A 23,283-nucleotide genomic window follows, 5' to 3' on the forward strand; every position below is an offset into this window, starting at 1 on the left:
GTCATGCGCATCTCCGGTTCAGGCAACTCCGGATCATACGGCGGAGGCGGCAGCCGGTCCGATCGTTTTCGCAATCGACACCGGCCCGGCCAGAAAGTACGAGGTGTACTCCTCAAGAATCTGCCCGACTCCATGGCCTGGGTGGAGATCGACGGCGAACGCCTGCTCGCACAGCTCGAAACCGTGCACCCGGAAGGCAGCAGACTACTCTTCCTCATCCAGCAACTCACTCCGAAAATCATCCTCAAGGAGTTGTCCGCAGGGGCCGGGGGCGCGGCCGCAAACGCCCTGGGGATTGTCAGTGACTTCGATTCGGCCCGCACGCTTTTTGAAAACCGTCTTCGGCCCGCGCTCGCGCAGGCAGGCCTTTCCGAACGCCCACTCACCCAGCCCGAATTTCTTCTCCTGCTTGCCCAAACTCCCGACCTTTACGCAGCCTACCTAGACGCGGCCAACTGCGTCCACCCCCTGTCCAAGGCCTTGGAGTCGGCCAATAAAGGACACCTCGCTTATCAGCCGTGGCTCGCCCCCTCTTCCCGCCGACAAATCACCTTTGTGAAAACATGCGAGGCGACATCCCAACTGACCGAAACCATCGTTGAATTCGAACACGACAAGATGGGACTGACCCGCGTGCAATTCCTCGCGAATCCCGACACGCTGTCCTGCCGGGTCCTGCTTCAGCATCCGGAACACGCCGAAGCCTTATCGCGCTATCTCGGCTCCCGCCGACATCCCGACGCCGCATTCAATGTTCAGCACCTCGGCATCGGGAAGCTGCCCCGAACAAGCCACGCGGGCATCCTCGCGGAATTGCTTTTCAGATAAGAGCCGAACCTCCCCCGCCGTTCCATGGTAGCTTGCCTTCTACGGCGGCCCAGTGGCCTCCTGAGCATCCCCAAATCAGATCCCGGTGGCGGACAAACGCTAAGCGGCAGCACGAAGCAGACCCAGATCAACCGGCTTTCGCCACTCTTTGCCGACTCTGAACCGGAATTGTCCCCACAAACGAAGTGCCCATTCGCCAGGATTAGCCTAGGACCTCGCGCAAGACATAAAAAAAGACCCGCCAACAGGCGGGCCTTCTTCCTAATCTATTGCTGTGGACTAGGCCATGGCGGGAACAGGCTGAAGCCGTTCGCGGCCGATGGCCTCCTCGGCGACTGGAGCCGACTGGGACTTTTCCTCCAGATAGAGGTCCCGGTTCTCGTCCAGATGACGCAGGAAGGCGTTGTTCAAGGCGTGACCAGAGGCGAAGACCTCGAAGCTGCCCTGGAGACGCGAACCAAACGTGGCGATGTCGCCGACAAAGTCGAGCATCTTGTGACGCACGAACTCGTCTTCGAAACGCAGTCCCTCGGCGTTGAGGATATTGTACTCATCCAGAACGACCGCGTTGTCCAGAGAACCGCCCAGAGCAAGACCATTGGCATGAAGGTAATCGACTTCCTTGAGGAAACCGAACGTACGGGCCTTGGCGAGATGCTGCGAGAAGTTCTCGGGGGTGATCTCCATGGACAAGTGCTGGCGGCCGATGCGCGAATGGGCGAACTCGATGGTGTAATCCAACCGCAAGCCGTCGTACGGGCGAGCCTTGATGTACTTGCCGTCCTGCTCGAAATCCAGAGCTTTCTTGATGGCCATGACCTTGCGGGGCTTGTTCAGCCTGCGAACTCCGGCCTGCTTGAGCAGGTAGACGAAGGAGGCGGCGCTGCCGTCCATGATGGGCACTTCCTTGCCCGACACCTCGATATGGATATTGTCGATGCCCATGCCGTTGATGGTGGCGAGCAGATGCTCGACAGTAGCCACGGTCTCGCGTCCGTCACCCAGCACCGTGGCCAGGCTGGTCTCGACGACCAGGGACGGGGCGGGAGTGAGGAAAGTGGACCCGGAACCATCGCGCAGTGCGAACAGAATGCCGGTGTCTTCCGCTGCGGGCCGAAGAACCATATCCACCTGTTTTCCGCTGTGGAGTCCGATTCCGGTGCAACGTACTGATCTATGTATAGTTGTCTGTGACATTATTCCTCCGGTTGATTAACCAATCACGATAAAGCAAGAATAATGCCACGACACTATAGCAATGCAATTTGTTGATTTTAATGACTTTTATGTTTTTCAACGATTAAAACGCGTGTTGCATTCACACGAATCTTCGTTTTTTTACAACACCAATCAAACGATCGTGTTGCATTTCTACGATTATTTCTTTCGCGCGGCCACAACACGATCCAGCCCGGCAAGGTCTTTTCGCACCTCAACCGACTCGAATTGCGGGAATTTTTCAGTAATAATATCTATTATCGCCTGCCCCTGCCCACAGCCAATTTCCATGAAAAAACGACCGCCGGGCTTGAGCATGGCCACGACTCCAGGAAGCATCGCCCGAATGTGATCGAGCCCATCCGCCCCGCTCACCAGAGCGCCTGTGGGCTCGAATCCGGTGACTTCACGGCTGGCCTCCTCAAACTCAATTTCGGTCACATAAGGGGGATTGGAAAGAACGAGATCGAATTCCCCTTCCGGAGTTTCCCTGGTGAAATCGAGCAGATGAAATGCAATTCGATCCCCTACGCAATGGGCTGCCCCATTGGCGCGAGCCACTTTCAGGGCGTCCGCACTGATGTCCACGGCCGTACCGCGAGCCAAGGGGAAGAGTGACGCAACGGTCACGGCCAGAATGCCGGACCCGGTGCCGAGATCGGCAAAAAGAAAAGGGAACTCCTTGGAGTAGGTCTCTTCCACGGCCTCCACGAGATGCTCGGTTTCGGGGCGGGGAATGAGCACTGCGGACGAAACCGCGAAATCAAGGCCGTAAAATTCCTTGGAACCGAGAATATAGGCCACCGGCTCACCGGCCTCGCGGCGCGACACCAGGGCGTCCACGGCGTCGAACTCTTCGTCGGTCAGCGTCCTGCCGCGTTCAAGGTTCAGGGACAGGCGCGAACAGCAGAGGGCGTGGGCAGCCAGCAGCTCGGCGCTCAAACGGGGCGAGTCCACGCCTGCAAGGCGGGACTCGCAATCCCTGAGAACATCCTGAATGTTTCGGGGCACCGGAGTTTCTCGGCGCGGAGGCTTAATCGCCCTGCCGCTTGAGCGCTTCGGCCTGGAAGTAGCTTATCAGCGCATCGGTCAACTCCTGCAACTCGCCCTCCATGACCTGGGGAAGCTTGTGCAGGGTCAGGTTGATGCGATGATCGGACACGCGGCCCTGGGGATAGTTGTAGGTGCGGATACGCTCGGACCTGTCGCCGGACCCGACCTGGCTCCGACGGGCGGCCTCTTCCTCAGCCTTGGCCTTGTCCTGCTCGACCTGCAACAGACGGGAGCGCAGAACCTTGAGGGCCTTGGCCTTGTTCTTGTGCTGGGACTTTTCGTCCTGGCAGATGACCACCAACCCGGAAGGAATGTGCGTCACGCGGATGGCGGAGTCTGTGGTGTTGACCGACTGACCGCCGGGACCGGAGGAACGGAACACGTCCACACGCAGATCCTCGGGACGAATATGCACGTCCACCTCTTCCGCCTCGGGCATGATGGCCACGGTTACGGCCGAGGTGTGGATACGGCCCTGGGATTCGGTGGCCGGAACGCGCTGCACCCGGTGAGTGCCGGACTCGTACTTGAGCTTGCTGTAGACCTTGTCGCCGGAAATGGAGGCGATGACTTCCTTGTAGCCGCCGGAACCCGTGTGGTTGGCGCTCATCTCCTCGACCTTCCAGCGGTTGATCTCGGCATACCTGGTATACATGCGGTACAGGTCCGCCGCGAACAATGCAGCCTCGTCGCCGCCAGTACCCGCTCGGATTTCAAGAATAATGTTCTTTTCGTCCATGGGGTCCTTGGGCAGCAGCAGGACCTTGAGCTGATCCTCCAGCACGGGCAGGCGCTCCTCGATATCCTCAAGTTCGGCTTTGGCCATGTCCCGGATATCCGGGTCGGAGTCGCCCATCATCTCTCGGTTGTCTTCGAGATCCTGCGAAAGCTGCTTGTACTTGCGGAAGACCTCAACTACCTCGCCCAGATCGGCATGGGCCTTGGAGACCTTTTTGTAACGCTCCTGGTCGTTGAAAATATCGGGTTGAGCAAGCTCCTGCTCCAACTTGACATATTTTTCCTCAATCTCTTCAAGCTTGCCAAACATAATCAGCACTCCTCGGCATTGACGGCACAACGCAGGGCGGCAATAGCCACCTCAAGCTGGCTGTCGTCGGGTTCCTTGGTGGTCAGCATCTGCATCATCAGCCCGGGCCAGCACATCAGTTTGCACAGACCGTTCTTGCTGTATTTGCCGGCGAACTTGATCATCTCGTAGGCCACGCAACTGACCGGAATCATAAGAATGAGCTTCATGCCGACGATGTACAGATGTTTGACGATAAAATGTTCCGGAGAATAGAACGTCAGAAGCCACGGCACCAACACGGCATAAAGCATGATGGACACCGCCAGGACAAACAACAGGAAAGCGGTGCCGCAGCGCGGATGCAGACGGCTATAAAAACGGCTGGACGCCGGAGAGAGTGCCTTGCCCTCTTCCCAGGTCCAAATGACCTTGTGCTCGGCCCCATGATACTGAAAAACCCGGTGGATGTCCGGGATATAGGAAATGGCCAGGATATAGCCGACGAAGACGATCATCTTTATCAGCCCGTCCCAGGCGTGGAAACTCAGGGAATCCACATCGCCGCCCAGGCCGAGCATCTCCATGCCCACGGACAGGAAATGCGGAAGCACCACGAACAGTCCGAGGGCGGCGCCCAGGGCCAGCACCATGGTCAGCACCAGATGCCAGGTGGTCAGTTCGCCGCCTTCCTCCTCGCCGTCATCGGCCGCTTGCACGGCGGAATAGTTAAGGGCCTTGATGCCGTTAACCATGGTCTCGATGAGGATGGGAAAGCCGCGCAGGAAGGGTTTCTTGAGCAAGGGATGCTTGACCATGGTATACCACGGCCGGACATCGGTGACGATTTCGCCGTCCGCCTTGCGGATGGCAATGGCAAGTTTGTCCTGGGCGCGCATCATGACGCCTTCGATCACAGCCTGACCGCCCACGGATTGGGGAGCGGCCATCGTCAGAATTCCTCGCAGTTTCAAGTAGATACCCTCCGGTAATGAAATAGGACCGAGGCGGCTGACGCCATGCCCCGTACTACGGAGAATTAAGGATTCCCCGCCCGTTGTAAAGCACCGGATAAAACAATATGCCTCCGAAGGGTACACGACCCCAACGAAGGCATATGGTCTCGGCTTGCGCCGAAAAAAAGAGCTACTTGGACTTGGCGGCCAGGGTGCTCAGATCACCGTACTTCTTGCGGAAGCGATCGATGCGGCCGGCGGTGTCCACAAAACGCTGCTTGCCGGTGTAGAAGGGATGGCAGTTGGAGCAAATTTCCACTTCGAACGCCTCACCCTTGGTGGTCAGCAGTTCGGCCTCGTAACCGCAGTGGCAACGAACCTTTGCCATGTAAGTCTTGGGATGAATATTGTTTTTCATGACTATCTCCTGTCATTCTTTGTGCGTGGAACTCGGTCTTATACGCACTGCCCCACCGATTGGCAAGCAAAAACTATCAGTTTTTCCCGGTCCTCGCCGCATTTCGGCTACTCAGCCGCCCCGTTCCACCCGGGCGCAAAAAAGGCGGGAGCCGAAGCACCCGCCTTGAACTGTCGAGTTCGATGAGAACTAGACGCAGCCGGTGGGCTTGGGCAGACCGGCCATCTTACAGGCTCCCTTGCCCGGTCCGGACGGGAACAGCTCGTAGATCTGCTTCAGCTTGAAGCCGGTGACCTTGGAGAGGATACGGACCATCGGAGCGATGCCGTTCTTCTTGTAGTAGTCCTGCAGGAAGTCGATGACTTTCTGATGGTCCTCGGAGATCTCCTTGATGCCCTCGGATTCCTTCACGTATTCGACCCAAACAGGGGTCCAGTCTTCAAATTTCTGCAGGAAGCCGTCTTCGTCAACTTCGAAAGAAGAGCCCTGGAATTCAACAACAGCCATTGTATCCTCCTAAGTGGATGTTTCTCTTGCTGTAGCTCCGCGCAACCGTCGGAGCGACCTTATCCAAATAAACAGCGATCCGCTGCTTAGCTGCAAACTAAAAGACACGGCTCAAAACCGTGTGGGGACATTACGTCGACTCCCCAACCTTGTCAAGTACTCGGCACATTTCAATACAACAAAAAACGATCTGAAAGGACGCCCGTAACAAACTAGGATTCCAGAAGTTCGTTCAAATGTTTTTGAGCATAATCCAAGGTCGGGTCCATATCGAGAGCAGCCTGAAGGTAATCGGCCGCTTCCTCGCGGTGACCCAGGAACTTGTGACACAGGCCGAGGTTGGCCAAATCATGCGGCGAACCGCTGTCGATATCAAGAGAAGCCTTGAAGTCGGCGGCGGCAAGTTCGTACCGTCCGCCCTTGAAATGCGCCACGCCGCGCAGGTTGAAGAACTCCCGGCACTCGCGGTCCAGTTCGATGGCCCGATCCAAAAGCCCGACGGTGTCCTCCCACTCCTCGGCCTGGGACAGGGCGTAGGCCTGATAAAAGACGGCCAGACCGCGTTCGGCGTCGGCGGGTTGCAAGTCCACGGATTCCTCGAACCGTGCGGCCGCGTACATGGGATCGCCCATACGCAGAGCCAGAAGACCGTGGAAGAAAGGCAGGAAGTACGCACCCGGATAGACATCCTCAAGCACGTCCAGCCCTTCCAGGGCCTCGTCGAAATCGGCGTCCTCCGCCAGAATGCGGCCCACGAACAACCCTATGGAGCGATGCGGGGTCCGCTCGCGGAAATCGAAACCGGGCACAAAGTTGTAGTTGGCCGTGACCATCAACTCCGGGTGCCGGGTATCGACGGAATAAAGGGTGCGCCCCATATCCGCGAGTCCACCGGCCAGGGCCATCAGTTCATTGTAAATGTCCGAGTCCTCCACCGAAGGCAGGGAATCGAGCGGAACGACCTCCCCTTCCTTCAGCCACTCGATCTGGTCGAGTTCGGTGAACTTGGGCAGTCCAGACGCCTCATAGACGCGGCTGGTCTCGAAATCGCCCGCCAACTGGGCCACTTCCGTCACAGCGCGGATGGCCGCCTTGACCGGCGACGATGCGGTGCCCGCAGTGAAGACTATCTCACTCAGGGCGGGAAAGGTCTTGCGATCCCAGGCGACGGCTCCGACGGTGGGAACGGGGTGGCCGAGAGAGAAATCCTTGAGGATGATGGTCACGCCGTTTTGCTCGAAGCAGTCCAACAGGCGGCGCAGAACCGAATCATCGCTGGAAGCGGGATCAATGGTCGGCGTGACCTGACGGCTGCGGTCGATAAGGGCGCAGACATGGCGCTCGACCAGCTCGCACGCTCCCTGGGCAATGGACTCCTCGAAGGTGTTGCCTGCGGAGGACCCGTTGAACTCATTAAGCTTCTTGAACCAATCCAGGGGAACATACTCCTCCTTGCCGGAGAGCACGTTCAACGCGGGATGGAACTTCCAGCGCAGCAGGTCCATGAGTCGTACGGCCTTGTCGGGATCGAGGTCCTCGTCCACCGAGCGAATGATCTGCCCGATGTCCATGACCTGCCCGGGCCACATCTTCTGCGCCTCGGACCAGGTCAGCTCCGTGAAGTTGGCCGGAGAGGCCCAGAAGCTGAAATAGGAAAACCGCTCCACCAGCTCCATAAGCGCGGAGGCTTCAGCCTGTTCAGGGGACGCGCCCTTGCCCATCTGCTTGCGGGTGGGCATGACCTCGCGGGCCTCCGGTCCACACTCGCTGACGAACACCGGAATCCCCAGCCTTCCGGTGTCGACCCGATCCGTCTTGGCCAGAACGCCCCGGCATTTTTCAGCCAGAATTCCCTTTACGCGGGTAACGGTCTCCACCGGGCTGCACGCCTTGTCCTGATCGGTGGTAAAGGATTTTCGGCAATTTCCAAGTTCCATCATGCCCCCTTCCTTTTCATCCGGAACAGGTTGACGATGTTCTCTTCGCCGGTCTCATTATCCTTATAACTTGCGCCGGACTTCATCATGGCGAACATGCCGTCCGCCTTGTCGAAGAACTTCCGGCCCTGCCGCTTCTTATCCATGGCCATGAGCACCTCGGCCTTCGGGGACGTGGACAGATGCGCGTCCAGAAAGTCGGCCAGCGGCTCGTAAACGGCCTCCTCGTAAAGGACTTCGCAGCCGATGATATAATCGAAACGGCGTCCCAGCACATCCTGGGTGAAATCGACTTGCCGAATGTCCACCTTGCCGTCCAGGCCGTTCTTGAGGATGTTGATCCGGCTGACGAGCAACGCGAAAGGCTCCACATCGGTGACGGTCACCTTGTGGCCGAGCTTGGCCATGACCATGCCGTCGACGGCACAACCCGCGCCCACCTCAAGGATTGAGCTGCCGGGAGCGAACGGGAACCGGGTCAGGGTGTAGCCAAGCACCAGACAGGACGGCCAGACCTTGGCCCACAGGGGCAGCTTGATCGTCTTGCCCGACCTGCTCTTGTCCACCAGTTTGTCGAGATATTTCTGCATGTGCAGAACCTGGAGAACCTCCAGATTCATGTCACCTATGGTCACGGTTTCAAAGCCAACTTCGCCGAACTCGCGAACCGCGACGTCGATGAGCGCACCAATAGGCTGATCCAGGTCGAAAACGGTATCCGCCATGTTTCCCTCCGGGAACGGTAAGCCTCAAGAGGAGGCTGTGTTTTTATTGAACGATCGAATTGATTTTTTCCAGAATCCACAGACCGCCGCGCACGGATTCGTTGCTGTCGAACTCCCATACGGTCCGATGCTGAACCGGACGGCCCTCCTCGCCCACACGCAACTGAGCGTCGTAATGGACGGAGGCGGTGGTCAGGTCACCTTCGGTCTTCACCTCCAGGAGTCGGGCGGAGACCAGCATAACGTCGGTCCGGGGACGTTCCCCCGCGGCCACGGCGTCACTATAGACCTCGTCGGACAGGAAATCCCGAATGGCGTCGAAATCCTCCTTGTCCCTGGCCTGCTGGAAACGCGAAAAAAGAAGCTTGGCTCCCTCCAGGAACTCGGCTTCGTCGAACCCGTCCGCCCGGACCGGCGCACCGGTGGGCGTGGTGGACGCGGGCTTGTCCTGCCCCTGGGAGCTGAGCATATCCCAGGTACGGCGGGCGGCCTCGTGGCGGTCCATGGCGGCGGGCTTGGACTGTTCCCCGCCGGACTGGCCGTCTTTGCCGGAAGCGGAGCCGTCGTCGGGACGAGCGGAATCATCGGGTCGGCTCCATTGGCCGGGACGAGTATTGTCTCCGCCACCCGACCGCCGCCTGAAGGCGCGGACCAGGAAATAGGCGATAAGCGCCAGCAGAAGGATATTCAGGACACTGCCGGTGCGGCCGGAGGTCGCGTCCTGGGCCAGGGCCGGGGTGGCCGTAAGCAGGACCAGGGCGGACGCGGTCAGGCAACGAGCCAGACGGGCAACCGGGCCCGGCGCGATAGCATGAATGACGTTGTGCATGAGTACTTCGTAAAACAAAGTCGAAAGACAGGCAATCAATCGATGAACGCCAGATTGCGCAGAATGGCGTAAAGGCTCTCCACCTCGATGGGCTTGGGCAGGTATGCCGCCGCGCCGCCCTTGTAATAGGCGCGGACCACGGTCTTCGGATCGTTCAGGGCGGTAATCATGATGACCTTGGCCTCATCGGCGGCGGAAACGCCCGCCTGCTGCTCCATGGCGCGGATATCCTTGAGAGCCTGATGACCGTCCTTGTTAGGCATCATAATATCCATGCAGACCAGGTCATAGGGTCGCCCGTCCTCAAGAGCCCGACGGAATGCATCCACGCATTCAACGCCGTCGGAGGCAGTATCGCACTCGCCGAAATCGGACAGAAGAGCGGTCAACAGCTTGCGACTGGTAAATTCATCTTCCACAATGAGAATTCGCATTACGACACCCCTCCTTTACCGGGCGGAAGATACATCAAACTCACAAGAAATTCAACGGGCAGGGAGCTACGCCTTGCCCGATTATAATCAACCGCGACGGTCCCCGCCCGCGACCGGGACTTGCCCTGAAAGCATTTGCAACGTAGGAACAGGCCACGGCGAACCTCGACGTGCGGGAGGAACGAACGCATGGACTTTTCACATATCCCCGCCATTCTCGGCGGCTTTTTCGATTTCCTGGACAGCCCCCAGTGGCGCGCCTGGCCATTCAACTCCGGCTACGGCGAACACATCCTGCCCGCAGCGGCCCGGATGCTTTTCGTCGCCGCGATCATCGGTGTGGTCCTCCTTTTTCTCCGTGTGCTCTTCGGCCCCGGCGGTCCGCTCCGGGACAAGGAACTGGAGGAAGAGGCCCGGCGCGAAACCGAACAGGAACGGGCCGAACTTGAAGAAATGTTTGCGAAAGGCGAAATTTCCGAGATGGAATACAATGTCAAGATGAAGGGCCTCAAGGATTGACCATGCCCCTGTCCGACCATGTCCGCCTGGTCAGGGAATTCGCCGAAGGCCACCTCATCGGTGAAAATCGCCGCGACTACCACATCCGCCTGAAGCTTGACCACTCCATGCGGGTGCTGGACAACGGCATGGCCATCATCAAGGGCGAGGGCATTGACGGCCGCACCGCCGACCTCGCGGCCATGGCCGCCCTGTACCATGACATCGGACGGTTTCCGCAGTTCGCCCGATACGGGACCTTCAAGGATGCCGAATCGATCAACCACGGACGCATGGGTGTGCTCACCCTGCGCACCCTCGACCTTCCCGGCGGGTTCACGCACGACGAATGGCGGCTTATCCGGGCCGCCGTTGGCCTGCACAACGCCAAAGAGGTCAACCCCGGCCTGAAAGGCGTCCTGGCCACCATGGTCAACGTCGCCCGCGACGCGGACAAGGTCGACATCTTCGGCGTGGTCCTGGACCACCTGAGCCAGCCGGACTCACCGGACCGGGTGGTCGTCCTTCAGCTTGAGGAACACCCCACACGCTACACCCCGGCCGTTCTCGACGCGGTCATGTCCGGCGGCTCCTGCGACTACTCACTGATGCGCTACGACAAGGACTTCCTGCTTCTCATGACGGGGTGGCTCTTTTCACTGGCCTACGGAACCTCGGCCCGACTGCTGCTTGATCGCGGCATGGTGGCGCGCACGTTCGGGATGCTGCCGAAAAACGATGACATCAGTGCGCTGAAAGAAAAGGTGCTCCGCCACCTGCAAGCCGCAGCCTCGGCCCGACGCTGAACGAAATCCCGCCGCGAGACACCCGGGCCGTAAAAATCCGCCACGGCGAACGGCCGCTCCCTTTCTCCCGATGGATGCTTTACATCCTGTCGCGAATGCTTATCCTTTTCGATAACGCATTCTATCCGAACACAGGAGAATTCCCATGTCCGACACACTTTACGACGTCGCCATACTCGGCTCCGGCCCCGGCGGCCTACAGGCCGCCATTCATGCCTCGCGCAAGAAAGTCAAAACCCTGATGCTCGGCCGCATCGACAACTCCAGCCTCTACTGGGCCCATGTCGAGAACTACTGCTGCCAAATCGAGATCACGGGCGAGGAAATCCTGAAAAAAGGCCGTGCACAGGCTGAGAGCTTCGGCACCGAATTTCGGGACGAGGATGTGCTCGCCATCGAACCCGAAGGCAAATTGTTTTCCCTCAAGCTGGAATCCGGGGACATTGTCCGGACCAAAAGCGTCATCCTCGCCACGGGCTCCAACCGCAACAAGCTGGGCGTCCCCGGCGAGAAAGAGCTTCTCGGCAAGGGGGTGAGCTACTGCGTCGATTGCGACGCGGGCTTCTACCGCAACGAAGTGGTGGCCGTGGCGGGCTGCCGCAGCGCCGCCGCCGGTGGAGCCGTGGCTCTGACCAACTTCGCCAGCGAAGTGCACCTCTACTGCGCCGAGCTGGATGTGAACGAAGGATTGCGCCAACAGCTCGTCGACACGGGCGTAAAAGTCCATGAAGGCGTGAGCATCAAGGAAATAGTCGGCGAGAACGCGGTCGAGTCCGTGCTTCTGGACGACGGCACCACGCAGCCGGTCTCCGGGGTATTCATCGAACTCGGCGCCAAGGGAGTGCTGGAGCTGACCGCCATGCTCGGAGTGCAACTGGACGAAAACATGAAATATATCGAAACCGACAAAAAACAGCGCACCAATGTGCCCGGCATATATGCAGCGGGCGACATCTGCGGCCCGCCCCTGCAAATGGCCAAGGCCGTGGGCGAAGGATGCGTGGCCGGAATCGAAACCGCCACCTACGCCAAAAAACTGGAACTGAACTAGTCGGAACGCTAGTCTCCCGAAATGCGGCAGCAGACTCGGGCCTTGATGAAACCGGATATCCGCTCGCGGGTGTCCGGTTCGTCGTTTTCGAAGCTCAGGACGGCATACCGCTCATGATCCTTCATGAACATCTTAAACACGGAGCAATCGACGGACACCACGGCCCCCTTCACACCGTAAGGCCTAATCGTCAGCAAGACCTCAGCCCCCTTGTCGATGGGAAAATCGTCCCGGCTTGAGACCGGGAAACGGATTCGTGCGCAACTGTCGGAGATGTCCTCGACAACTCCGTTGACGACACGCTCCCCAACAACCACCGACGCCGGGAAAAAACAGGCATAGCGAGGTTCGCCGCGCTCTTCGGCGTCAAATGCCGCCTGCGGGGCCGCCAACTCGATGTGCGCGTCCGGCGAACCGCCAACGCTCAAAATACGGGTATCGAAACAGAGCAACTCGCCATCATAGACGTAAAGGACTTCGGCAAAGACGTCGGCCTCGATCCGGTCCAGAACGGCAGAAGGCACCTCGGCGCGGACCACCAGGCTGCCGTCCCGGCCAACGCCGGATACAAAGGCGATAAAACGGTCCTCGAACGTGGACACTTCGAGGAGTATGTTGTCGCCGACGCCGATATCCATACAGCCCTCCTTATCCCTTCAATAAACTATGGCCTTTCCGCCCGCAATTATATATACACGCTCCCCATGCTCAAAACGCTCGGAATCCTCGCCTGGGGAGGATGCCTTCTGACACTGGCCTGGCAAGGAATAGCCTGGGCCGTCACCGGATCACGCCCCTCCCTGACCCTCATGAACGTTCTCGGCGGTCTGTTTGGCCTCGACCTGCCGGCCCTTGCGCTCAGGCTTCCCCTCGACATGGCCGCAAAGGCCGCCTACTTGCTCGCCACAACCGAACTCGCCCTGTTCCTATGGTGGGCGGGAGTGGCGATATTCGGTCTGATGTTCGCCATCGGGCTGCTGCGCCGGAAATAAATTCGGCCCGAAACAACCATTTTCGGACAACCGTCGTCACAACCATGAAACCCTTAGGGTATGGACTAAACCACACGATTTCAGCTAAACATTGGTATTAAGCCCTAAATCAAGAGGTTCATCTATTGCAGAAACGGTATCTCCCCATCGTCATCGTGACCGGCATCCTCTTTCTCGCCGCCCTGGGCGGCTATCTGGCCCCAACCGGTCACGAAGGACCGCCGGTTCGGGTGCTGCTGGAGAATAAAGGCGGCAAGGTCATCCTGAACCACGCCCAACACATCGAGGACCAAGGCGGACAGTGTGCGGACTGCCACCACACCACTGGTGACGACCCGAACCCTCCGGCCTGCTCCACCTGTCATGTGGCCAAGTTCGACAAGGCGTTCGCTGCCGAACACCAAAAGACCATGGACGAAAAGCTGTGCGCCTCCTGCCACCACGCCGGAGCGACCATCAACAGGTTCGACCATGACGAACATGCGGACGACTACGCCGACGGCGACTGCCGGTCCTGCCACCATTCCGAGGACATCGAACCAGAACCGCAGGCCTGTTCCGACTGCCACTCGAACGGTGACGACTCCCTGCCCAGCCTTCGCGACGCGGCCCACGCCCGATGCGCCGACTGCCATGACGACATGTTCAAGGAAGGGACTCCGGGCTGCACACGCTGTCACGAGCGCAAGACCGAACCGACCGCCAAGGCCGAATACCGGGCCTGCGCCGACTGTCATACCGTCCCGACGGACCAGTTGATACCCACCACCATGGCCGCCTACCACGCGCAATGCATGAGCTGCCATGAAGAAAACGGAAGCGGCCCGTTCGGCGACGACGCCTGCTACCAATGCCATATGAAATAAGGGATCCGAAGAACATGAGCTATTACGACTTCAGCCTGCTATGTGGCGAGACCGGCCCCCTGGCCTCGGCCTCCCTCCCCGACAGGCTGCGCCTCCCCATGGACGGTCTGACCCCGATCCTTGCCGTGGGCGACCAGGTCCTTGCGGGCGCCAAGGTGGCCGTGGGCAACGGTCCGGACACGGGCGACCTGCACGCCCCGCTGGCCGGGACCATTCTCGAAGTGGAACGCCACTCCATGCTTATTGAAATGGATGGAGGCGGAAAAACCGACACGCTTCAACCTTGTCTGGACGGCGGCGAGCCGCTCAGGCTGTGGCTCAAATCCATGGGCATCAACGTGGGCGCGCTGTACAAGGCCCCCACCCTGATCGTGAACGGCGTTCCGCCCGAACCGGGCATATCCGTATTCGAGCCTCTGCTGCACGACTACCGCAAGACATTGGAACTGGGTCTGGAGACGGCCGCCAAGGTTGTGGAGCCGTCCAAGATGTACCTGGCGGCCGCCAAGGGCAACCGGGCCAACGCCTTCGCCAACTGCGAAGTGGTCCACGTGGCCCCGGTCTATCCCAACGGGCTCGATCCTCTGGTGTACAAGGCGGTCCTTGGACAGGAGGTCCTGCCCGGTTCCCGACCGAACAACGCCACCATGCTTTCCGTCGCCGACCTGTACGCCATCGGCCGGGTCATGGAAACCGGCCGCCCGGTGACCGAGACGGTCATGACCATCGGCGGGCAGAACCAGCTCGTCCGCGTGGGCACCCCCGTCGGCTTCCTGGCCGCCGAGGCCGGAGCGCAAATCCAACCGGGCGACCGCATCGTCCTGGGCGGGCCCCTGCGCGGCCTGGCAGCGGCCAACCTCGATCAGGGCGTGGGCAAGGACGCCTGCGGCCTGACCATCCTGCGCCGTGAAGCGGCCCTGGAGCCCACAGACAATTTCTGTCTGGGCTGCGGAACGTGCGAACGCCACTGTCCGGCCCGGATCATGCCCGGCCTGATAAGCCGGTGTGCCGAATTCAAACAGTTCAAACGGGCCGAGGCCTATCACATCCACTCCTGCATGGAATGCGGCCTGTGCGGCTACTGGTGCACGGCGCAACGCCCGCTCCTGCAATACATCCGCCTCGCCAAGTACGAGCTGGCCCTGCTGGCCGGAGCCAGCGCGCCCGCCGGACCTTCGGGCGACGAAATCAAGGAGCAGACCGGAGACACGCCATGCTGAAGCCGCTCAATCCAATTCTGACCGTAACCGCCCCGCCGCACGTGCACTGCGGACGGACCATCCGCCGCCACATGCTGGACACCCTGATCGCGCTCCTGCCGGCGGCCGTCATGGCCGTGGCCGTCTTCGGCGTGGAAGCGCTCCGGGTCATGGCCCTGTCCTGCGCCGTCGCCGTGGCCGCCGAGGCCGCGCTCAACCGAATCATAAAACGCGAACAGTCCGTGGACGACTACAGCGCCCTGGTCACGGGCCTGATGCTCGCCTTCCTGCTGCCCGCCTCGACCCCGTGGTGGCTGGTGACGGTCGGCTCGATCGCCTCCATCGCCATGGGCAAGATGATCTTCGGCGGCCTGGGCGGCAACCCGCTCTGCTCGCCGCTGGTGGGCTGGGCCGTGTGCCGCATCTCCTGGGGCGGCTACATGGACACCAACGCGACCATGCTCTCCTCCAGACTGGCCGCGCCCCTGCAACAACTCAAGTACTTCGGCGTGGACGCCATCGACTCCATCCACTTCTCCGACCTGCTCCTGGGCAACCAGCTCGGCGGCCTGGGCGCGGTCCATGTGGCCGCTCTCCTGGCGGGCGGAGCCTACCTGCTCCTGCGCAGGCACATCTCATGGGAAATCCCGGCCGCATTCATCGGCGGCCTCCTGCTGACGGCCTGGGTCTACCGGCTCATCGACCCCACGGTCTATGCCCCGCCCCTGTTCCACCTGCTGGCGGGCGGTTCGGTCTTCGGAGCCTTCTTCCTGGCCACCGACCCGGCATCCAGCCCCATCGGACGGCTGCCGTCCGTCCTCTTCGGGCTCATGGCCGGGGCCATGGTCATCGTCATCAGGGTTTACGGCATCTATCCCGACGGCGTGCCCTTCGCCATACTGCTGGCCAACCTGTTCACCCCGCTGCTGGACCGCATCCGGCCCAAACCGTTCGGCGGTCCCTATTCATTCCTGGACGGCACGGAGGGCGCGTAAATGAAAGAAATGATAAAGATGGTCCTGGTCCTGTCGCTCATCTGCGGCCTGTCCGGGTTGACCCTGGCCTCGGTTCGTCAGGCCACCTCCGAACGCATCGAGGAACAGGTCATGACCTATGTGCAGGGCCCGGCCCTGACGCAAATATTCGCCGACTGCGACAACAACCCGGTCAAGGACCGCAAGACCTTCGACCTGCCCGACGGCCCGGTGACGGTGTTCCCCGCCATGAAGGACGGCAAGCTCCTGGGCGTGGCCTTCGAGACCTTCGGCAAAGGCTATGGCGGCCCGGTAGGCATCATGGTCGGCTTCGACACCGACGGCTCCAAACTGGCGGGCATCGGCACGACCACCCTCAAGGAGACGCCGGGACTGGGTATGCGCCTGGTGGAACCCGAGTACCGCGATCAGTTCCGCGGCCATTCCACCGACTCCCTGGCCCTGTCCAAGGACGGCGGCGACATAACGGCCATAGCCGGAGCGACCATCTCGTCCACCGGCAGCGTGGCCGCCGTCAACGAAGCGATCAGGATTTTCCAACAGATCAAGGACAAGATCCACACCACGTGGGCGTCCTAGCAAGGTATTGAGCATGAGCACATTGTGGAAGGAATTCTCGAAAGGACTGTGGCGCGACCTGCCGCCGTTCAAGCTGGTCCTGGGGCTTTGCCCCACCCTGGCCGTGACCAAGACGGCCTACAACGGTTTCGGCATGGGCATGGCCGTCATCTTCGTCCTGGCCCTGTCCAACATGCTGGTATCCATGTTGCGCAACATCATCCCGTCCAAGGTCCGCATCGCCTGCTTCATCGTGGTGGCCGCATCCCTGGTGGTCTGCGTCGAGCTGCTCATGCAGGCCTACGCCTATCCGCTGTACCAACAGCTCGGCATCTTCGTGCCGCTCATCGTGGTCAACTGCATCATCCTGGGCCGGGCGGAGGCGTTCGCCTCCAAGAACCCGGTTCTGTTGTCCGTGGCGGACGGCCTCGGCATGGGGCTGGGCTTCACCCTCTCCCTGACGTTTCTCGGCTCCCTGCGTGAACTGTTCGGGTACGGCACCTGGTTCGGTATGCAGATCATGGGTTCCTGGTACGAGCCCTTCGGCTTCATGGTGGAGGCCCCCGGCGCCTTCGTCTGCCTGGGCGTGTTGCTCGCGGGCATGAACGCCCTGACCAACTGGCAGCGCAAGACCAAGGGACTGGAAGCCATCGAAGGCCCGGTCCACGACTGCAAGACCTGCGGCATGTGCTCCAGCAAGCCGAGAGTGTAGGGAGGCATCATGGATTACTTCGTTCTCGTCATAGCCGCCATCTTCGTCAACAACATCGTGTTGGCGCAATACCTGGGCAACTGCCCGTTCATCGGCACGTCCAAGGAATCGGGCGTGGCCATCGGCATGGGGCTGGCCGTCGTCTTCGTGGCCGCCATGGCGGCGGTCATCACCTGGTGCGTGCAGAAATTCCTGCTCGCGCCCAGCGACCTCGGCTACCTCCAGACCATCGCCTTCATTCTGGTCATTGCCGCCCTGGTCCAATTCGTCGAGATGTTCCTGAAAAAGGCCATCCCCCCGCTCTACAAGTCGCTCGGCATTTTCCTCCCGCTGATTACCACCAACTGCGCCGTGCTCGGCATCGCCATCATCTGCCAGCGCGAGGAATACACCCTGCTCGAAACCCTGATCTTCTCCGTGGCGTCGGGCTTCGGCTTCATGCTCGCTCTGGTGCTTCTGGCGGGCATCCGCGAACGCCTCGACCTGTCCAGAGTGCCCATGGCCATGAAGGGCACGCCGCTCGGCCTCGTCATGGCAGGCCTCATGTCTCTTGCCTTCTTCGCCTTCAAGGGCATGGCTTCCTAGGAGTTTGACTACATGATAACCGCTTCCGTTCTGATTCTTTTCGGCATCGGGTTCACGGCCGCCATCATCCTGGCCGTGGCCTCCAAGCTGCTCTACGTCTACGAGGACCCGCGCATAGCCCAAGTGGAAAGCGTGCTGGCCGGGGCCAACTGCGGCGGTTGCGGCTTCCCCGGCTGCGCCGGGGCGGCCCAGGGCGTGGTCGAAGGCAAAGCCGGCGCCACGGTCTGCGTCATCGGCGGAGACGCCGTGGCCGAAAAGGTGGCCGCCATCATGGGCCTTGAGTTCTCCTCCATGGAGAAACAGGTGGCGTTCGTGGACTGCACCGGCGGCGTCCGCGCCGAGGAAGTCTACAAATACGCGGGCGTCAAGGACTGCCGCGCCCAGCACATGCTCTACAGCGGCTCGAAAATGTGCCCCGAGGGCTGCCTCGGCTTCGGCACCTGCGTCACGGCCTGCCAATTCGGCGCCATCGAGATGGGGCCCAACGGCTACCCCGTGGTCGACCCGAACCTCTGCACGGCCTGCGGCGGCTGCGAACAGGTCTGCCCGCGCGGCGTGATTACCGTCTGGGGCATGTCCGCGCGCATCACCCATCTCAACCTCGAATCCGACTGCCTGGCTCCGTGCCGACAGAAGTGCCCGGGCCAGATCAACATCCCCCGCTACATTGAGCAGGTCTCGCGCGGCGATTATGCGGGCGCTCTGGAAACCATCCGCGAACGCATCCCCATGCCCCTGTCCATCGGAAGGGTCTGCCCCCACCCCTGCGAAGGCGTCTGCCGTCGCGGCCACGTGGACGAACCCGTGGGCATCAACATGATAAAGCGGTTTGCAGCGGACTGGGAAATGAACTCCGGGACCCGACTGCCCATCTCCTGCGCTCCGGACACCGGCCGCAAGGTAGCGGTGATCGGCGGCGGCCCCGCCGGGCTGTCCTGCGCCTTCTTCCTGCGCCGCCTGGGCCACAGCCCGACCATTTTCGACTCCATGCCCAAGCTCGGCGGCCAGTTGCGCTACGGCATCCCGGAATATCGGCTGCCCAAGGCCGTGCTCGACTGGGAGATCGAGGGCATCCTCGACCTGGGCATCGACGTGCAATACGAAAAGTTTTTCGGAAAGGACTTTTCGCTGAACACCCTGCGGGAAGACGGCTTCGAAGCCGTGTTCCTCGGCATCGGCGCCTGGATGAACATGAACCTGCGCATCGAAAACGAGGACGCCTCGGGCATTTCCACCGGCACCGAGTTCCTGACCAAGGTGGGACTGGGCGTCGACACCGGCACCGGCAAGAAGGTCGTGGTCATCGGCGGCGGCAACACCGCCATCGACGCGGCCCGGACCAGTCTGCGCCTGGGCGCGGAAGTGACGCTCATGTATCGCCGCACCCGCGACGAGATGCCCGCCAACGTGGAGGAAATCATCGGAGCCGAGGAGGAAGGCGTCAACTACCTCTTCCTCGCCGCGCCCACGCGCATCGTCACCGACGACAACGGGCACGTCACCCATATCGAATACATTCAAATGGAACTCGGCGAACCTGACGCATCGGGCCGCCGCAGTCCCGTTCCCATCGAAGGGTCCGAGACCCTGCTCGAAGCGGACACCGTATACACCGCCATCGGCCAGAAGCCCGAGCTTTCCTGCCTGTACGAAGACGGCGTCTGCCAACTGGAGGAGACGCGCTGGCGCACCCTGGCGGCCGATTCCGATACCCTCCAGACGGCTTTGCCCCATGTCTTCACCGGCGGCGACATGCACACCGGTCCGGCCCTGGTCATCACCGCGCTGGGCGAAGGCCGCAAGGCTGCCCGGTCCATCAACCAGTACCTCAACGGTGAAACGCCCCATGTGGACGAACGCACCCAGCGCGACCTGCTCGCCTACACCATGTTCACGGACATCCCGGATGTCGGCTGGCGTGAACGATCCAGAATGCCGCACTTGTTGGAATGCGACGAACGGGCCTGCTCCTTCGACGAAATAGAAGGCGCGCTCAACGAAGCCCAGGCCAAACACGAGACGTGCCGATGCCTGCGGTGCGGTCTGACCTGCTACAATCGGGACATGACCGACGGCCAGGAATGCGTCAGCGAAGATTGTGTAAAAAATCAGTAAAAAAAGGTTGCCAAGCGTCAGGGTAGAAGGATATACAGTTTCTCCCTTGAGGCGATGTCCCCGAGGGAAGACCAAAGTGGGCGATTAACTCAGCTGGTCAGAGTGCCATCTTCACACGGTGGAAGTCACAGGTTCAAATCCCGTATCGCCCACCACTTTGATTGAAAAAACGGACGCTTGAATCAAGCGTCCGTTTTCTTTTGTATGTGATCAAGACCGTCTTTGGCCGGAGCCTCAAGACGTGACCCACTCCAGGGCCTGGCCGAGCTTCTCGGGCGGGTACAATCTTATTTCGCAGTCCATGAGCAATTCGCCGAGCTTGACTCCCCATCGCACCCAATTGGGACCGCCGACCACGGCGAGTCTGCGGAAATCCTTGCGATGGGCCAGGCCGAACTTCGCGTCGTCCCAAGCTGCCATTACATCCCACCCGGTGAAGTCCGCATCCATGCAAAACAAGGCATCGGCCTTGCCGTTCTCACTGATGACCTTCTCCAAGGCCGGAATCCAGACGTCCCGGTAGTCAGCGTCCGTCAATCTGCCGGAAGCCCGGACAGCGAGCATCATCGGCGTGGATTGTTCCATAACGGTAATCATGAGGCTCCTCCTTGATCGAATGGCACTCCACGATACAACCATACCTCATTTGCAAACGTAAGCCCAGAACCAGCCGCCGACCGAATCAACGGTTGAGGTGGCGAAGCAGCTCCAAGGCGGCGGTGTCGCCGGGCGACCGTTCCAGGGTCCGCATGGCCAATTCCCTGGCCTTTTCCGGCCTGCCCGTGGCCAGATAGACATTGGCAAGAGCCACGAAATAGTCGCGTCGCGGATCGGCGGCCAGCGCCCTCTCCAAAGCTCCCCCCGCCTCCAAAGGCCGATTCAGGGCAAGCAGGACCTGCGCGTGGTTGTACTGAACACGACCGTTTTCCGTCATGTGCGCGGCCGCCCGGCCAAGATGGCCCTCGGCCTCCTCGTATCGGCCCATTTCGGCAAGGAGCAGGCCGAGAGAGTAGGCGACTTCGTGCAGATCTGGATTGTCGGTGACAACCTCCCGCAAAAGCCGCCCGGCCTCGGCATTGTCTCCCCTCCGGTTCAGGAGCATGGCCAGATTGACCTTGGCAGGATAGAACTGGCTGTCGATTTCGATGGCCTTGCGGTATTCCCGCTCCGCCTCGGCGTCCTGCCCCCGGTTAACGGCCAGATTGCCAAGATTGTACCGTTGGGGGGCGAAGTCGGCGTTGTAGCGCATACTCCGCCGGTACGCTTCAAGGCCACGCCGGAAGGCTTCCCGATCCGCCTCGCGGAGGTCCTCCTCGGGCAACGCGCTGAGCAGCGCGGCGGCTTCCATGCGCACGGCCGCGACCGGATCGTACAACTTGGGCGCAATGCGTTTGAGCCTGGTCCCGGCGTCGAAATATTCCAGGCTTCGGATGGATGTGTAACGAATCAGGGCGTCCTCATCCTCCAAAGCTCTGGCCAAAGCGGCCCGGCTCGCATCCGACGGATAGGCGCGGAGCAGCTCCAGAGCCGTGGCCCGGACAATGGCGGGCGAAAGCGCGTCATCGGCCAGACGGACAAGCTCTGCCTCGGCCCCGGGCATTTCAGCCCTCCCCGCCGCGATAACCGTACCGTAGTGCGGTTTGCGCTTCTCCCCGTACCACTTGGTCGCGGCCTTCACATTCCACTCCAGCGGCTTGTCGCCGTGGCAACCTTCGGCCGAACAGGCGTTGGGAGTTCCCTGGGCCGCGCTCAGATCGGGACGCGGAATCCGCAGGCTGTGATCCGCCCGTCTGTCGATGCCCATATAGGTGGACTCGGGCATATGGCATTGAATGCACAGATGCCCCTCGCTCGGCTTCCCCTCATGCTCCCGCTTGTGGAAATGATGGCCAGGCGAATCATAGACCTCGGCCCGATGACACCGGGTGCACAGATCATTGCCGTCCGCATGACGCTTCAAACCGTGCACGTCATGGCAATCGCCGCACCGCACCCCGCGCGCGAACATCCGGCTCTGCACGAAAGAACCGTAGACGTAGACCTCTTCCTGTATCTGGCCATCCGGATAATACATCCCCTCGCCGAGCAATTGCGGTATCATCAGGTTCAGCAATTCCTCCTGAACGTGGCGGTTGTCGCCCAACTGAAAACGGCGTGAATGGCACGGGGCGCAGATCGCGGCCTGCTCCCCGGCAGTGAGATTGGCCGTGCGCACGGTCAGGGCATAATTCGGCGTGTCCTTGCGCGCCAGGGGCGGCAGCCCGGCCCACTCGACATGCTTGGAGCCCGGCCCGTGACAGGCTTCGCACCCCACGTCGATCTCGGCCCAAGTGGTGTCGTAGACGCCGCTCTCCGGGTCATACCCCTTTCGAAGCCGCGTAGAATGGCATTCGGCGCACATGGCGTTCCAGGTCTGGCCGCCGTTGGTCCAGTGAAGCCAATCGCTCGGTCCTTCCACATCGTAGGGCGGCAGGCGGTACCATGCCTTCCGCTCGACGTCCCAGGCGATATTCAGGCATTGCAACCTGCCCCCCGGGAACGGAATGAGATATTGTTGCAGAGGATAGACCCCGAAGGTGTGGGAAATCTCGAACCGCCCGGGTTTGCCGTCCGGCCCTTCGGTTTCGACGCAGTATCGCCCGTCGCGCCGATAGAAACGGGTCGCCGCGCCGGTATGAGGATCGGTGTAGACGACGTTATCGAAATCGCCGAGCACCGTGGTCTCGTCGGCCACGTCCATGGCCCTGTCATGGTCAGAGCCGAGCCACTTGTCATAAGCGCTTCGATGACATTCGGCGCACGCCTTGGAACCCACGAACCGAGCGGATTCCTCCGGCTCCGGCGCGACGGGCGGACGAAGATGCAGAGCGGCAAACGGAGACAGCAGGATGAGGACCGCCGCGACGAATGCGATCCGCTCCCATATTGCCGAGTCGTGAAAGGGTTTGGCCATGGCGACGCCTCCGCTCCCCGC

At 60.9% G+C, this 23,283-nt stretch carries 25 protein-coding genes and 1 tRNA gene; 13 read left to right on the top strand and 13 right to left on the bottom strand.

The genetic code is table 11. The annotated features are described in order from the left end of the window. The first annotated feature begins 3 nt into the window (after nucleotides 1-3). Nucleotides 4-828 carry a hypothetical protein gene (locus LF599_RS10490; protein WP_279520708.1) on the top strand — a complete coding sequence of 275 codons (825 nt, stop codon included), beginning with the start codon at nucleotides 4-6 and terminating at the stop codon, nucleotides 826-828. Between the two features lie 279 nt (nucleotides 829-1,107). On the opposite strand, the gene lpxC is transcribed toward LF599_RS10490, so the two are convergent. The 10 genes from lpxC to LF599_RS10540 form a co-directional block, all read right to left on the bottom strand. Then, nucleotides 1,108-2,025, bottom strand: a complete 918-nt coding sequence (gene lpxC, locus LF599_RS10495; RefSeq protein ID WP_279520709.1) for a UDP-3-O-acyl-N-acetylglucosamine deacetylase — start codon at nucleotides 2,023-2,025, stop codon at nucleotides 1,108-1,110. A gap of 180 nt (nucleotides 2,026-2,205) precedes the next feature. Next, the gene (prmC, locus tag LF599_RS10500) at nucleotides 2,206-3,057 is read right to left on the bottom strand and encodes a peptide chain release factor N(5)-glutamine methyltransferase (protein WP_279520710.1); all 852 of its coding nucleotides are present in this window, start codon (nucleotides 3,055-3,057) and stop codon (nucleotides 2,206-2,208) included. A gap of 22 nt (nucleotides 3,058-3,079) precedes the next feature. Continuing rightward, nucleotides 3,080-4,147 (bottom strand): peptide chain release factor 1, encoded by a 1,068-nt coding sequence (prfA, locus tag LF599_RS10505; protein ID WP_279520711.1) that lies wholly within the window; start codon nucleotides 4,145-4,147, stop codon nucleotides 3,080-3,082. 2 nt (nucleotides 4,148-4,149) lie between these two features. Continuing rightward, entirely contained in the window at nucleotides 4,150-5,076 is a 927-nt protein-coding gene (locus LF599_RS10510) for a DUF1385 domain-containing protein (RefSeq protein WP_269942489.1), read from the bottom strand. 196 nt (nucleotides 5,077-5,272) lie between these two features. Further along, nucleotides 5,273-5,500 carry a 50S ribosomal protein L31 gene (gene rpmE, locus LF599_RS10515; protein WP_279520712.1) on the bottom strand — a complete coding sequence of 76 codons (228 nt, stop codon included), beginning with the start codon at nucleotides 5,498-5,500 and terminating at the stop codon, nucleotides 5,273-5,275. 189 nt (nucleotides 5,501-5,689) lie between these two features. After that, complete coding sequence (locus LF599_RS10520) at nucleotides 5,690-6,007, bottom strand: TusE/DsrC/DsvC family sulfur relay protein (protein ID WP_014321317.1); 318 nt, start codon at nucleotides 6,005-6,007, stop codon at nucleotides 5,690-5,692. A gap of 212 nt (nucleotides 6,008-6,219) precedes the next feature. Beyond that, nucleotides 6,220-7,947 (bottom strand): YcaO-like family protein, encoded by a 1,728-nt coding sequence (locus LF599_RS10525; protein WP_269942488.1) that lies wholly within the window; start codon nucleotides 7,945-7,947, stop codon nucleotides 6,220-6,222. After that, a complete protein-coding gene (locus tag LF599_RS10530) occupies nucleotides 7,944-8,669 on the bottom strand; it encodes a class I SAM-dependent methyltransferase (RefSeq protein ID WP_279520713.1) in 726 nt (241 codons plus the stop codon). The genes LF599_RS10525 and LF599_RS10530 overlap by 4 nt, the downstream gene beginning before the upstream one ends. 43 nt (nucleotides 8,670-8,712) lie before the next feature. After that, a complete protein-coding gene (locus LF599_RS10535; RefSeq protein WP_279520714.1) occupies nucleotides 8,713-9,498 on the bottom strand; it encodes a TIM44-like domain-containing protein in 786 nt (261 codons plus the stop codon). Between the two features lie 35 nt (nucleotides 9,499-9,533). Continuing rightward, entirely contained in the window at nucleotides 9,534-9,932 is a 399-nt protein-coding gene (locus LF599_RS10540; RefSeq protein WP_269942485.1) for a response regulator, read from the bottom strand. Nucleotides 9,933-10,121: 189 nt separating this feature from the next. On the opposite strand from LF599_RS10540, the gene LF599_RS10545 reads away from it, so the two are divergent. The 3 genes from LF599_RS10545 (at nucleotide 10,122) to LF599_RS10555 (ending at nucleotide 12,287) form a co-directional block, all read left to right on the top strand. Next, nucleotides 10,122-10,451, top strand: a complete 330-nt coding sequence (locus LF599_RS10545; protein ID WP_269942484.1) for an SHOCT domain-containing protein — start codon at nucleotides 10,122-10,124, stop codon at nucleotides 10,449-10,451. A gap of 2 nt (nucleotides 10,452-10,453) precedes the next feature. After that, complete coding sequence (locus LF599_RS10550; RefSeq protein ID WP_279520715.1) at nucleotides 10,454-11,236, top strand: HD domain-containing protein; 783 nt, start codon at nucleotides 10,454-10,456, stop codon at nucleotides 11,234-11,236. Between the two features lie 145 nt (nucleotides 11,237-11,381). Further along, nucleotides 11,382-12,287, top strand: a complete 906-nt coding sequence (locus tag LF599_RS10555) for an NAD(P)/FAD-dependent oxidoreductase (RefSeq protein ID WP_279520716.1) — start codon at nucleotides 11,382-11,384, stop codon at nucleotides 12,285-12,287. A gap of 8 nt (nucleotides 12,288-12,295) precedes the next feature. Here LF599_RS10555 and LF599_RS10560 read toward each other — a convergent pair whose 3' ends face one another. Then, nucleotides 12,296-12,925 (bottom strand): PilZ domain-containing protein, encoded by a 630-nt coding sequence (locus tag LF599_RS10560; protein WP_279520717.1) that lies wholly within the window; start codon nucleotides 12,923-12,925, stop codon nucleotides 12,296-12,298. 66 nt (nucleotides 12,926-12,991) lie between these two features. Between LF599_RS10560 and LF599_RS10565 the strand changes: the two genes are divergently transcribed. From LF599_RS10565 to LF599_RS10605, 9 genes are all read left to right on the top strand, one after another. After that, nucleotides 12,992-13,279, top strand: coding sequence for a potassium:proton antiporter (locus LF599_RS10565; RefSeq protein ID WP_269942480.1), 288 nt, complete (start codon nucleotides 12,992-12,994; stop codon nucleotides 13,277-13,279). A 125-nt stretch (nucleotides 13,280-13,404) separates the two neighbouring features. Then, nucleotides 13,405-14,145, top strand: coding sequence for a cytochrome c3 family protein (locus tag LF599_RS10570; RefSeq protein WP_279520718.1), 741 nt, complete (start codon nucleotides 13,405-13,407; stop codon nucleotides 14,143-14,145). Nucleotides 14,146-14,159: 14 nt separating this feature from the next. After that, on the top strand, nucleotides 14,160-15,365 hold the full coding sequence (locus LF599_RS10575; protein WP_279520719.1) for an electron transporter RnfC: 1,206 nt from the start codon (nucleotides 14,160-14,162) through the stop codon (nucleotides 15,363-15,365). Continuing rightward, nucleotides 15,359-16,339, top strand: coding sequence for an RnfABCDGE type electron transport complex subunit D (locus LF599_RS10580; RefSeq protein WP_269942475.1), 981 nt, complete (start codon nucleotides 15,359-15,361; stop codon nucleotides 16,337-16,339). The genes LF599_RS10575 and LF599_RS10580 overlap by 7 nt, the downstream gene beginning before the upstream one ends. Beyond that, nucleotides 16,340-16,918 carry an RnfABCDGE type electron transport complex subunit G gene (gene rnfG, locus LF599_RS10585; RefSeq protein ID WP_269942474.1) on the top strand — a complete coding sequence of 193 codons (579 nt, stop codon included), beginning with the start codon at nucleotides 16,340-16,342 and terminating at the stop codon, nucleotides 16,916-16,918. Nucleotides 16,919-16,931: 13 nt separating this feature from the next. Then, the gene (locus LF599_RS10590) at nucleotides 16,932-17,609 is read left to right on the top strand and encodes an electron transport complex subunit E (protein ID WP_279520720.1); all 678 of its coding nucleotides are present in this window, start codon (nucleotides 16,932-16,934) and stop codon (nucleotides 17,607-17,609) included. Nucleotides 17,610-17,618: 9 nt separating this feature from the next. Beyond that, nucleotides 17,619-18,194, top strand: coding sequence for an electron transport complex protein RnfA (locus LF599_RS10595; RefSeq protein WP_279520721.1), 576 nt, complete (start codon nucleotides 17,619-17,621; stop codon nucleotides 18,192-18,194). A 12-nt stretch (nucleotides 18,195-18,206) separates the two neighbouring features. Then, nucleotides 18,207-20,309: an FAD-dependent oxidoreductase gene (locus LF599_RS10600; protein WP_279520722.1), complete on the top strand. Its 2,103-nt coding sequence runs from the start codon at nucleotides 18,207-18,209 to the stop codon at nucleotides 20,307-20,309. A 78-nt stretch (nucleotides 20,310-20,387) separates the two neighbouring features. Further along, a tRNA-Val gene (locus LF599_RS10605) sits at nucleotides 20,388-20,464 on the top strand. Between the two features lie 79 nt (nucleotides 20,465-20,543). Here the strand turns inward: LF599_RS10605 and LF599_RS10610 are convergent. Together LF599_RS10610 and LF599_RS10615 are read right to left on the bottom strand one after the other, a co-directional pair. After that, a complete protein-coding gene (locus LF599_RS10610) occupies nucleotides 20,544-20,906 on the bottom strand; it encodes a SpoIIAA family protein (protein ID WP_269942473.1) in 363 nt (120 codons plus the stop codon). Between the two features lie 85 nt (nucleotides 20,907-20,991). Further along, complete coding sequence (locus LF599_RS10615; protein ID WP_279520723.1) at nucleotides 20,992-23,262, bottom strand: tetratricopeptide repeat protein; 2,271 nt, start codon at nucleotides 23,260-23,262, stop codon at nucleotides 20,992-20,994. Nucleotides 23,263-23,283 lie beyond the last annotated feature (21 nt).

Origin of the sequence: Pseudodesulfovibrio thermohalotolerans (assembly GCF_021353295.2) — a bacterium.
GTDB classification, from domain to species: domain Bacteria; phylum Desulfobacterota; class Desulfovibrionia; order Desulfovibrionales; family Desulfovibrionaceae; genus Pseudodesulfovibrio; species Pseudodesulfovibrio thermohalotolerans.

Excerpts from the sequence above, each read along its gene's own strand:
- LF599_RS10490 (WP_279520708.1), top strand. The coding sequence starts at position 4 with ATGCGCATCTCCGGTTCAGGCAACTCCGGATCATACGGCGGAGGCGGC.
- lpxC (WP_279520709.1), bottom strand. The coding sequence starts at position 2,025 with ATGTCACAGACAACTATACATAGATCAGTACGTTGCACCGGAATCGGA.
- prfA (WP_279520711.1), bottom strand. The coding sequence starts at position 4,147 with ATGTTTGGCAAGCTTGAAGAGATTGAGGAAAAATATGTCAAGTTGGAG.
- LF599_RS10510 (WP_269942489.1), bottom strand. The coding sequence starts at position 5,076 with ATGGCCGCTCCCCAATCCGTGGGCGGTCAGGCTGTGATCGAAGGCGTC.
- rpmE (WP_279520712.1), bottom strand. The coding sequence starts at position 5,500 with ATGAAAAACAATATTCATCCCAAGACTTACATGGCAAAGGTTCGTTGC.
- LF599_RS10520 (WP_014321317.1), bottom strand. The coding sequence starts at position 6,007 with ATGGCTGTTGTTGAATTCCAGGGCTCTTCTTTCGAAGTTGACGAAGAC.
- LF599_RS10525 (WP_269942488.1), bottom strand. The coding sequence starts at position 7,947 with ATGATGGAACTTGGAAATTGCCGAAAATCCTTTACCACCGATCAGGAC.
- LF599_RS10530 (WP_279520713.1), bottom strand. The coding sequence starts at position 8,669 with ATGGCGGATACCGTTTTCGACCTGGATCAGCCTATTGGTGCGCTCATC.
- LF599_RS10535 (WP_279520714.1), bottom strand. The coding sequence starts at position 9,498 with ATGCACAACGTCATTCATGCTATCGCGCCGGGCCCGGTTGCCCGTCTG.
- LF599_RS10540 (WP_269942485.1), bottom strand. The coding sequence starts at position 9,932 with ATGCGAATTCTCATTGTGGAAGATGAATTTACCAGTCGCAAGCTGTTG.
- LF599_RS10545 (WP_269942484.1), top strand. The coding sequence starts at position 10,122 with ATGGACTTTTCACATATCCCCGCCATTCTCGGCGGCTTTTTCGATTTC.
- LF599_RS10550 (WP_279520715.1), top strand. The coding sequence starts at position 10,454 with ATGCCCCTGTCCGACCATGTCCGCCTGGTCAGGGAATTCGCCGAAGGC.
- LF599_RS10555 (WP_279520716.1), top strand. The coding sequence starts at position 11,382 with ATGTCCGACACACTTTACGACGTCGCCATACTCGGCTCCGGCCCCGGC.
- LF599_RS10560 (WP_279520717.1), bottom strand. The coding sequence starts at position 12,925 with ATGGATATCGGCGTCGGCGACAACATACTCCTCGAAGTGTCCACGTTC.
- LF599_RS10565 (WP_269942480.1), top strand. The coding sequence starts at position 12,992 with ATGCTCAAAACGCTCGGAATCCTCGCCTGGGGAGGATGCCTTCTGACA.
- LF599_RS10575 (WP_279520719.1), top strand. The coding sequence starts at position 14,160 with ATGAGCTATTACGACTTCAGCCTGCTATGTGGCGAGACCGGCCCCCTG.
- LF599_RS10580 (WP_269942475.1), top strand. The coding sequence starts at position 15,359 with ATGCTGAAGCCGCTCAATCCAATTCTGACCGTAACCGCCCCGCCGCAC.
- rnfG (WP_269942474.1), top strand. The coding sequence starts at position 16,340 with ATGAAAGAAATGATAAAGATGGTCCTGGTCCTGTCGCTCATCTGCGGC.
- LF599_RS10590 (WP_279520720.1), top strand. The coding sequence starts at position 16,932 with ATGAGCACATTGTGGAAGGAATTCTCGAAAGGACTGTGGCGCGACCTG.
- LF599_RS10595 (WP_279520721.1), top strand. The coding sequence starts at position 17,619 with ATGGATTACTTCGTTCTCGTCATAGCCGCCATCTTCGTCAACAACATC.
- LF599_RS10600 (WP_279520722.1), top strand. The coding sequence starts at position 18,207 with ATGATAACCGCTTCCGTTCTGATTCTTTTCGGCATCGGGTTCACGGCC.
- LF599_RS10610 (WP_269942473.1), bottom strand. The coding sequence starts at position 20,906 with ATGATTACCGTTATGGAACAATCCACGCCGATGATGCTCGCTGTCCGG.
- LF599_RS10615 (WP_279520723.1), bottom strand. The coding sequence starts at position 23,262 with ATGGCCAAACCCTTTCACGACTCGGCAATATGGGAGCGGATCGCATTC.